Source organism: Actinomadura soli, assembly GCF_005889715.1.
GTDB lineage: Bacteria > Actinomycetota > Actinomycetes > Streptosporangiales > Streptosporangiaceae > Spirillospora > Spirillospora soli.
This window is the reverse complement of sequence record NZ_VCKW01000084.1, coordinates 22,232-30,632: the sequence shown is the minus strand read 5'-3', so window position 1 is coordinate 30,632 and position 8,401 is coordinate 22,232. Positions and strand designations below refer to the sequence as shown.

8 protein-coding genes are annotated in these 8,401 nt (G+C 71.1%); 2 read left to right on the top strand and 6 right to left on the bottom strand.

Going from position 1 to position 8,401, the window contains the following annotated elements; all coding sequences use genetic code 11:
- From ETD83_RS17990 to ETD83_RS17970, 5 genes are all read right to left on the bottom strand, one after another.
- Positions 1-792 (bottom strand): sporulation protein (locus ETD83_RS17990; RefSeq protein WP_171064298.1); only part of this gene is annotated, 792 nt, incomplete at its 3' end.
- Between the two features lie 205 nt (positions 793-997).
- Positions 998-2,359, bottom strand: coding sequence for a M16 family metallopeptidase (locus ETD83_RS17985; protein WP_138646280.1), 1,362 nt, complete (start codon positions 2,357-2,359; stop codon positions 998-1,000).
- On the bottom strand, positions 2,356-3,612 hold the full coding sequence (locus ETD83_RS17980) for a M16 family metallopeptidase (protein WP_138646279.1): 1,257 nt from the start codon (positions 3,610-3,612) through the stop codon (positions 2,356-2,358). The genes ETD83_RS17985 and ETD83_RS17980 overlap by 4 nt, the downstream gene beginning before the upstream one ends.
- 228 nt (positions 3,613-3,840) lie before the next feature.
- The gene (locus tag ETD83_RS17975; protein WP_138646278.1) at positions 3,841-4,194 is read right to left on the bottom strand and encodes an STAS domain-containing protein; all 354 of its coding nucleotides are present in this window, start codon (positions 4,192-4,194) and stop codon (positions 3,841-3,843) included.
- Positions 4,195-4,279: 85 nt separating this feature from the next.
- Positions 4,280-4,897 (bottom strand): ATP-binding protein, encoded by a 618-nt coding sequence (locus tag ETD83_RS17970; protein ID WP_138646277.1) that lies wholly within the window; start codon positions 4,895-4,897, stop codon positions 4,280-4,282.
- Positions 4,898-5,169: 272 nt separating this feature from the next.
- Between ETD83_RS17970 and ETD83_RS17965 the strand changes: the two genes are divergently transcribed.
- Complete coding sequence (locus tag ETD83_RS17965; RefSeq protein ID WP_138646286.1) at positions 5,170-5,991, top strand: helix-turn-helix domain-containing protein; 822 nt, start codon at positions 5,170-5,172, stop codon at positions 5,989-5,991.
- Complete coding sequence (locus ETD83_RS17960) at positions 5,988-6,242, top strand: DUF397 domain-containing protein (RefSeq protein WP_407921494.1); 255 nt, start codon at positions 5,988-5,990, stop codon at positions 6,240-6,242. Before ETD83_RS17965 ends, ETD83_RS17960 begins: the two co-directional genes overlap by 4 nt.
- Positions 6,243-6,449: 207 nt before the next feature.
- Here ETD83_RS17960 and ETD83_RS17955 read toward each other — a convergent pair whose 3' ends face one another.
- The gene (locus ETD83_RS17955; RefSeq protein ID WP_230420990.1) at positions 6,450-8,273 is read right to left on the bottom strand and encodes a serine/threonine protein kinase; all 1,824 of its coding nucleotides are present in this window, start codon (positions 8,271-8,273) and stop codon (positions 6,450-6,452) included.
- Between the last annotated feature and the right edge of the window lie 128 nt (positions 8,274-8,401).

Below are 8,401 nucleotides of genomic sequence, written 5' to 3'. Positions count from 1 at the left end.
ACCCGGAGGTGGTGTCGGGGCGCCGTGGGCCGGGCGGGACGCGCGCGGCAGCGCCACCGCGGCCTCCAGCCACTGGGTGATCTTCGCGTTCCAGTCGGTCTCGGCGGCTTCGGCGTGCGGGACCTGGAACACGCCGAACGACTCGTCCGACGGGGTCTCGCGGTCCTCGGCGCGCAGGACGAAGGCCATGCTGCGCGGGCTGGCGACGAAGCTCAGCCCGACCTTGTCGACCCGCCCCTGGAACGACGACGGCGGGTTGAGGTGGATCTCCTGGTGGAAGGGGAGCTGCTGGGAGACGCCCCGGAGCTTGGACGACTCGAACGTGACGTTCGTGATCTGGAATCCGAGCCGGGCGACCGCGGCGAGGACCCACTGCTGCGACTCCAGCGGCTCAACGGAGATCGGGTCGACGTCGCCGGGGTCGGGCTGGCCCTTCGCGTCGACCTCGGTGCACATCCCGATCGTGAAGCCGGGCAGCTCGTGGCCGAGGACGGTGGTGAACGGCAGTTCGTACGGCAGCGGGATGGAGAACGCCAGGTCGCGGTTCTGCGCGGCGTCCAGCCGGAAGCCGCGTGTGAGGGCGCCGCGGTACACCTCGGGGCCCGCCGTCTCGCCGCCGTACCCGTTCTGCATGCGCGGCATCAGCGCCAGCGTCACGTGCCGGATCTCCACGGGCCCGGCCCCGCCGCGCAGGTGCACCTTGCCCGCCACGACGCCGCCGGGTTTGCAGTTCGGCTCCGACAGGATCGTGTCGACGGACGGCCCGCCGCCCGCCATCTGCCCGTAGGACACCGGCCGTTCCCCTCTTCCGACCGCGAGGACGTTCCCCGCGCAAGTCAGCCCCGGCGTTCCCGGTACGGGTCCGACCGGACCCGGCCAACGCATGTGAGACCTAGTCCACCATGCCATCGGTTCACGCCGGAAAGCGGAACACCGGACCTATTTCGTCCAACCTGAGGGGTTCTCGGGTTCCGGGCTCCGGCGAACCGTGGGGCCCTTACTCCTTGGCGGTGACGGTGACGGGGGCGTAGCCGAGCTTCTCCAGGGGTCCGCGGATCTGGGCGGCGTCGCCGACGGCGATGATGGTCAGCGCCTCGGGGTCGATGTGCTTGCGGTAGGCGCGGGCGACGCCGTCCGGGGTGGAGGCGCGGACGGCGGCCAGGTAGGCGCTGGGGTAGTCGGTGCCGAGGCCGTTGGCGGACACGTCGGCGAGTTCGGCGGCCACGGCGCGGGCCGTCTCGTACTCGGCGGGCGCCCGGTCGGCCAGCGCGCGGACGGACGAGCCGTGCTCGTCGGCGTCGATGCCGCGGGACACGACGCCGCGCAGCTCGGTCAGCGCGTCGGTGACGGCGTCGGCGGTGACCTCGGTGTGGACGGCGCCCTGGGCGATGAACAGGCCGCAGTGCCGGATGCGCAGCAGGCCGGCCCGCATGCCGTAGGTGTAGCCCTTCTCCTCGCGGAGCACCGCGTTGAGCCGGGATGTCAGCCCGCCGCCGAGCACGTGCGACGCGACCATCAGGGACGGCCAGTCGTGGTGCGAGCGGTCGGGGACGCCGTGCCCGAAGCTGAGGTACGTCTGCACCGAGCCGGGACGGTCGACGACGACGATCCTGGCGGCGGACTCCGGCATGATCCGGTCGGCGGTGGGCAGCGGCTCGCCGGTGTTCGCCCAGCCCTCCAGAGCGGCTGTGAGGGCCGCGTCGGCGTCCACCCCCGACAGGTCGCCGGTGACGACCGCCGTGGCCTCAGCGGGCACCACGGAGCCGTAGAAGGCGCGGACGTCGGATCCCTGGAGCGTGCCGACCGAGGTGCGGCTGCCGCCGGTGGGCCGGGACGCCCTGGCCGTCGCGGGGAACATCACCGCGCGGAGTTCGCGCATGGCGCGGGACCCGGGGTCGGCGTCCTCCTGCGCGATCTCTTCCAGGCGTTCGCGGACGAGGCGGCGGATGTCGGCGTCGTCCAGCGCGGGGCGCCGCACCACCGAGGAGAACAGCTCCAGGGCCGCGTCGAGCCGTGTCACCGGGACGTCGAGCGCGATCCGCAGGGCGGTCAGGTCGGCGGCGGCGTACAGGCTGGCGCCGATCCGCTCGAACGCGGCCGTCAGCGCGGTGCCGCCGCCGGGCTCGGTGCCCTCCATCAGCGCGCGCGCCGCGAGCGTCGCGACGCCGTCGAGGTCGCCGGGCTCGCGGCCCGCGCCCGCGTGCAGGACGAGCCGGACCGCGGCGAGGCGGCGGCCTGGCAGGTCGCAGCGGAGCGTGCCCGGCCCGGCCGGGATGCGGCCCGCGTCGGCGGCCGGGAACGCCCACGCCGGGACGGGCCCCGGGACGGGACGGGGCTGCAGGTCCAGGCCGCTGGTCATGAGGCGCCTCCGTAGGTCAGGGCGGTGCGGCCGCCCGGCGCGAGCCAGCGGCCCGCCATCTCCTTGATCGCGTCCCCGGTGACGGCGGCGGCGCGGCCGGGGGCCGTGAAGACCCGGGCCGGGTCGTCGAACTGGGTGGCGTTCTGCGAGAGCGCGTTGGCGAGGCCCGTGACGGTCTCGGTCTGCTCCAGGAAGCCCCGCTCGGCCTGGGCGGTGGCACGCGCGGCCTCGTCGGCGTCCGGGCCGTCGGCGGCGAACCGTTCGAGCTCCTCGTCCAGCACGGCGGCGATCTTGTCCGGCTCCGGGCCGATCGCGTCCACGATCGCGAGGGACTGGCCGGACGCCAGCCGGGTCACCCCCGCCCACACCTCGGTGGCGATCTCGTCGCGCCGCACCATCCGGTCGTAGAGGCGGGAGCCGGAGCCGCCGCCGAGGATCTCGACGGCGAGCTCGGCGGCCTCGACGTCGTCGCCGCCGTCGATGGGGAGCGTGAACATCGCGAAGTAGGCGGGGGACGGGACGTCCTCGTCGAGGGTCTCCTCGCGGACGCCGGTCAGCGGCCCGAGCTCGCCGGGCCGCGACGGGGGCTTGGCCGGGCCCGCCGGCAGCCCGCCGAAGTAGCGCTCCACCGCGGCAAGGGTCTTCTCGGGGTCGACGTCGCCGACGACGGACAGGACGGCGTTGCCCGGCGCGTACCAGGTGGCGAAGAAGTCGGCGCAGTCTTCAAGGGTGGTGGCGTCGAGGTCTTCCATGGAGCCGATCGGCGTGTGCGCGTACGGGTGCCCCGCGGGGAACGTCAGCGCGCACAGCCGCTCGAACGCCGTCCCGTAGGGCTGGTTGTCGTAGCGCTGGCGGCGCTCGTTCTTCACCACGTCGCGCTGGTTGTCGAGGTTGGCCTGGGTGAGCGCGGCGGGCAGCGTGCCCATCCGGTCGGCCTCCAGCCAGAGCGCGAGGTCGAGATGGCTGACCGGCACCGTCTCGTAGTAGTTCGTGCGCTCGAACGACGTGCTGGCGTTGAACGCGGCGCCCGCGCTCTCCAGCAGGGCCGCGTGCTCGCCCTCCGCGACGTTGGCCGAGCCCTGGAACATCAGGTGCTCGAAGAGGTGGGCGAGCCCCGTGCGGCCGGCGCGTTCGTGCCGCGAGCCCACCCCGTACCAGATGTTCACGGCGGCCAGAGGTACGACGTGGTCCTCGCAGACCACCACGCGCAGGCCATTGCCGAGCGTGTGCTCATGCAGCGGCTGTTCTGCCACGGAGCGCTCCCGTCCGTTCGATGGGTCGGCTGGCGTACAGCACCGCGCGCGTCGGAGGGACGTGCCCAGGCGGCGGGCTTGATCTCGGTCTCACCGTACCGGGTACTCGCGACGGCGGGCGCGTCCGCTCGAACTGTGGATAACCCGCAGGAACGAACCCGTCCAAGTGCGGGCGAATACCGACAAGCGCAGGGGGGAGCGGGGAGGCGGGAGGCGGCAAGGGAGCGATCAGGACGAGGCGGACTCGTGGGCCGCGATCGCGTCGTCCAGGGAGCGGTGCAGTACGAAGATCTTGGTGAGCTGGGTGACGTGGAAGACGCGGCGTACCCGGTCGTTGACGCCCATGAACGACATCGAGCCGTCGCGCGCGCGGAGCCGGTGGTAGATGCCGACCAGCACGCCGAGGCCCGTGGAGTCCAGGAAGGTGACCTCGCCGAGGTCGATGACCAGATGCGCGCCGCCGTTGTCGATGATGCCGAGGAGGGCCTCCCGCAGCCGGGGGCTGGTGAAGACGTCGATCTCGCCGCTGATCTTCACGACCGTGAGGCCCTTTTCGACGCGATGCTCGACCGCGAAGTCCACCGGTGCTCCTCTCTGCCGGTCGTTTTCTCCGGGGGCGGGGTAGGGAACTCCTTTGTTACCCCTGTGAAGCGCCGCTACGCGCGACTCAGGAGGAACGGAATAGTGCCCACACCACCTTTCCTTGTGGTAGGGCACGCCATCCCCAGCGCTCGCTGAACGACTCCACCAGGTGAAGGCCCCGTCCCGTTTCGGCTATGTAATCGGGCTCCCTGCGGCGGGGTGCGGAACGGCTCGCGTCCAAGATTCCGCAGAGCAGCCACGGCGGCTCGCGCGTGAGCCGCAGCCTGATCGCCGACGGCGCGGAGCCCAGCGGGTCGGCCGGGTCGTCGTACACGCCCTCGCGGTGCACGTCGTCGCCCGACCGGCCGCGGGACGTCCCCCCGCTGTGCCGCAGTGCGTTCGTGACGAGTTCCGAGACGACGAGCCCCACGTCGTCGGCCAGTTCGGGCGCGCCCCATTCGATGAGGCGCGACACGGCGAAATGCCGGGCCGCGGTGACCGATTCCGGATCGGGCTCGACGGTGAACGAGACCGTCGCGTCCTTCAGTTCGGTCAGGGCGGTGACGGCCGTGTCCAGGGTTTGGGGCAGGTCGGACGACTCCGGGACGGGAGTCGACGGCGCGGCATGGTCGTGCGGACCGGCCGGCCCGCACGCCGGGCCGAACCCCCACCGCGTGTCGTCGTGCGCGTGGCGTGACGTCATTCCAACCGGACCCCGCAAAGTGATCTTGTTGTGCAGCCGTGGCTTGGAAGTCTCGTGCGTTATCCTACGCATCGTAGCGTGCGAATGCAAGGCCCAATGCACGTGCATCTGCGTCGTGAGGGTGTGGGGCGGCGTGGACCGCACGCAAGTGATCGGAGGTAACCGCAGGACACAGAGGCCAGTGGCACACTAGGTTCGCTGTCCGCCGAATAGCCGGGAGGTTGGGCGTGACTCCAGAGACGCCGGGAAGCGGGTCGACGGTCCGCCGGATCCTGCTCGGGTCACAGCTTCGCCGTCTGCGCGAGCAGAAGGGTGTGACCCGTCAGGACGCCGGCTACGTCATCCGTGCGTCGGAGTCGAAGATCAGCCGCCTTGAGCTCGGACGAGTCAGCTTCAAAGAACGTGACGTGGACGACCTGCTCTCACTGTATGGCGTCAGCGACAAGACAGAACGCGAAGCGCTGCTGCAGTTGGCGCGGGAGGCCAACACCCCCGGTTGGTGGCACCGGTACAACGACGTGTTGCCCGGCTGGTTCCAGACCTATGTGGGCCTGGAGGAGTCGGCGGCGTTGATCCGCACGTATGAGCTGCAGTTCGTCCCGGGACTGCTGCAGTCGGAGGGGTATGCGCGCGCGGTGATCCGCCTGGGCAACGCCGGGGCCGCGGAACATGAGATCGACCAGCGCGTGGAACTGCGCATGCAACGGCAGGCACGTCTCACGGGCTCGGAAGCTCCGCGCCTGTGGGCGGTGGTGGACGAAGGGGCGCTGAAGCGTCCCATCGGAGGCCCTGAGGTGATGAGGGGCCAGTTCGAACACCTCATCGAGATGTCCAAACTGCCCAACGTCACCATCCAGATCATGCCGTTCAGGTTCGGAGGCCACGCGGCCGAGGGAGGCGCGTTCACGATCCTGCGCTTTCCCGAGCAGGACCTGCCGGACGTGGTTTACGTCGAGAACCTCACCGGCGCGATGTACCTGGACAAGCGCGACGACGTCGACACCTATCTGCAGGCGATGGAACGCCTGTGCGTCGACAGTGCGACCCCGGAACGCACCGTCGAGCTTCTCGGTGATTTTCTCAGAGAGACATGATGCTCCAAACCGATTACGACAACGGGATGCCGGCCACGGACCTGCAAGGGGCCCGATGGCTGAAGTCCCGGCGAAGCAACTCCCAGGGGAACTGCGTCGAGATCGCTGAGCTGCCCGGTGGGCAGGTGGCGATGCGCAACTCTCGTCATCCCGAGGGCCCGGCCCTCATTTACACCCGCCCCGAGATCGAAGCGCTCATCCTTGGTGCAAAGGACGGCGACTTCGACCATCTCATCGCCTCCCGTAACTGAACCGTCGGAAACCGCCGAACGGCCGCCGCCCCGCCACGCTACAGGGGAACGAGTCCTCACCTAGGGCGAGCGCCCTGGCGGTCAGTTGAAAACGCGACGGGTCGGCTCCGGGGAACCGAGCGTCGACCCGTCCGCCAACAGAGCACCCGCCAACAGAGCAGAGGCCACCCCCGGCGCGAGGGTGGCCTTTACTTGACCGCGGGTCGTTCAGCCGCAGTTGCCATAGGGGGCGCTGCGGCCGTTGCCGCCGAAGCGGACACAGGCCCCGGGCGCCTTCACGTACACCGGTCCCGCGTACCAGGCGAACGAGCCGCTGTCGGCGATCGTGCTGCCGCCCTGCTTCTGGACCCAGACCGACACCGAGGATTTCGTCCCCACATTGCGCGTCTTCATCGTGACGGCGCAGTTGTAGGTGGAGCTGTTGTAGAGCAGGTAGGCGGTACCGCCGGAGACGCTCAACGAACGTTGGATGTAGTAGCCGCCGCCATGGCCGCCGCTGTTGCACACCTGCTGCGGGGTGTACTTGTTGGCCGGCTCCTGGGGCGGCGCTCCTCCACCGCCCCCTCCGCCCTTGGACGGTGTGGAGCCCCCGTCCGGCGGCGTGCCGGGCTTCTGGGACGAGTTCGGGCCCGCCGGGTTCTGGTTGCCGTTCGGCTGCCCTGGCTTCTTGCTACCCGGGCTCTTGGCGGCACCGCTGGGGCCGGTCGCGGGGCCGGGGCTGCCCTGTGCGCCCTGGTCGTCGTTGGACGCGGCCACCTGCTGGTCCTTGCCCTTGTCTTCACCCGGCTTGGTCGCGGCCCAGACGGCACCGCCCGCGATGATGGCCGCCACTGCGGCGGCCGCCGCGATGGGAATCAGGCGCCCGCGTTTCCGTCCGCCTGACCCATGCGCATGGGACGGGCCAGGAGGGGACGGTGGCGCCATGCCGGGCGCGCCCTGCGGGTGCCCTACGGGCGCCTGCTCGCCGTAGGGCGGAGGTTGCGGAGCCGTCCAGTGCCCTTGGGCGGACGGGTCGGTGACGTGATCGGGCGGGAGCACAGCCCCGGCCATGGCGTGCGGGTTGGCGTCCGGGTCCGTCGAACCCGGCGCCAACCCGGGTGGAGTGCCCGGCGCATGGGGCACCGGAAGGTCGGCCGGGAGCCCGGGGAACGCGGGCAGCGGCTGGACGGGCGACGCGCCCGGTGCCGTCCCGGTGGACGCGCCGACCAGCCGTTCCTGGGCCTCCCGGGCGGTAGGACGGTGCGCGGGCTCCTTGGCCAGGCAGGCGGACACCAGATCGCGCATCGGACCGGCCAGCTCGCCCAGGTCCGGCTCGCCGGTCAGGATCCGGTGCATGACCGCGGCCATCTCGTCGTTGCCGAACGCGGGGCGTCCCGTGGCGGCGAACGCCATGGTCGTGCCCCAGGCGAACATGTCGGACGCCGTGCTGACCTCTCCGCCCGTGAAGTGCTCGGGCGCCATGTAGGCGGGCGTGCCGACGTTCTGCGTCTCCCCGGCTGCGCCCAGCGCGCGCGCCACGCCGAAGTCGATGACGCGCGGACCGTCCGGGCCCATCACCACGTTGTGCGGCTTGAAGTCGCGGTGCACGATCCCGGCCTGGTGGATCGCGGTGAGCGCGGTGAGGGTGCTGACTGCGAGCCGCTCCAGGGCGCCGCCGGTGCGCGGCCCTTCCGTGCGGACCACGTGGTGCAGGGTCACACCAGGGACGTATTCGCTGACGATGTAGGGCTGGTCGCCCGCGACGTCGGCGTCGAGGACCTGTGCGGTACAGAACCGAGCCACGCGCTTGGCGACTTCCAGTTCGCGGACGAAGCGCGCGCGGGCGGAGTCGTCTCCGGCGAGCCCGCCGTGGAGGAGCTTGATGGCGACGTGGTCCGTCGCGGGGAGGGACTCGGTCTCACCGGCCCGCCGGCCCAGGAACACCGAGCCCTGACCGCCCTCGCCCAGGCGGCCCAGGATCTTGTACCCGCCCAGCTCGGTCGGATCGCCCGACCGCAGTGGAAGGGCGTCCGGCATCGTCCTGTCGGTCACACCACTCGCTCCCCGTCGCTTCCGGCTCGTCGGCCGGCCGTGCACCAGCCTATGGCCAGATGATGGTAGGTGCTCCGCAAAGGTGTTGATCTAGTGCGGTGGCATGAACCGACTAAGTGGACTACAGT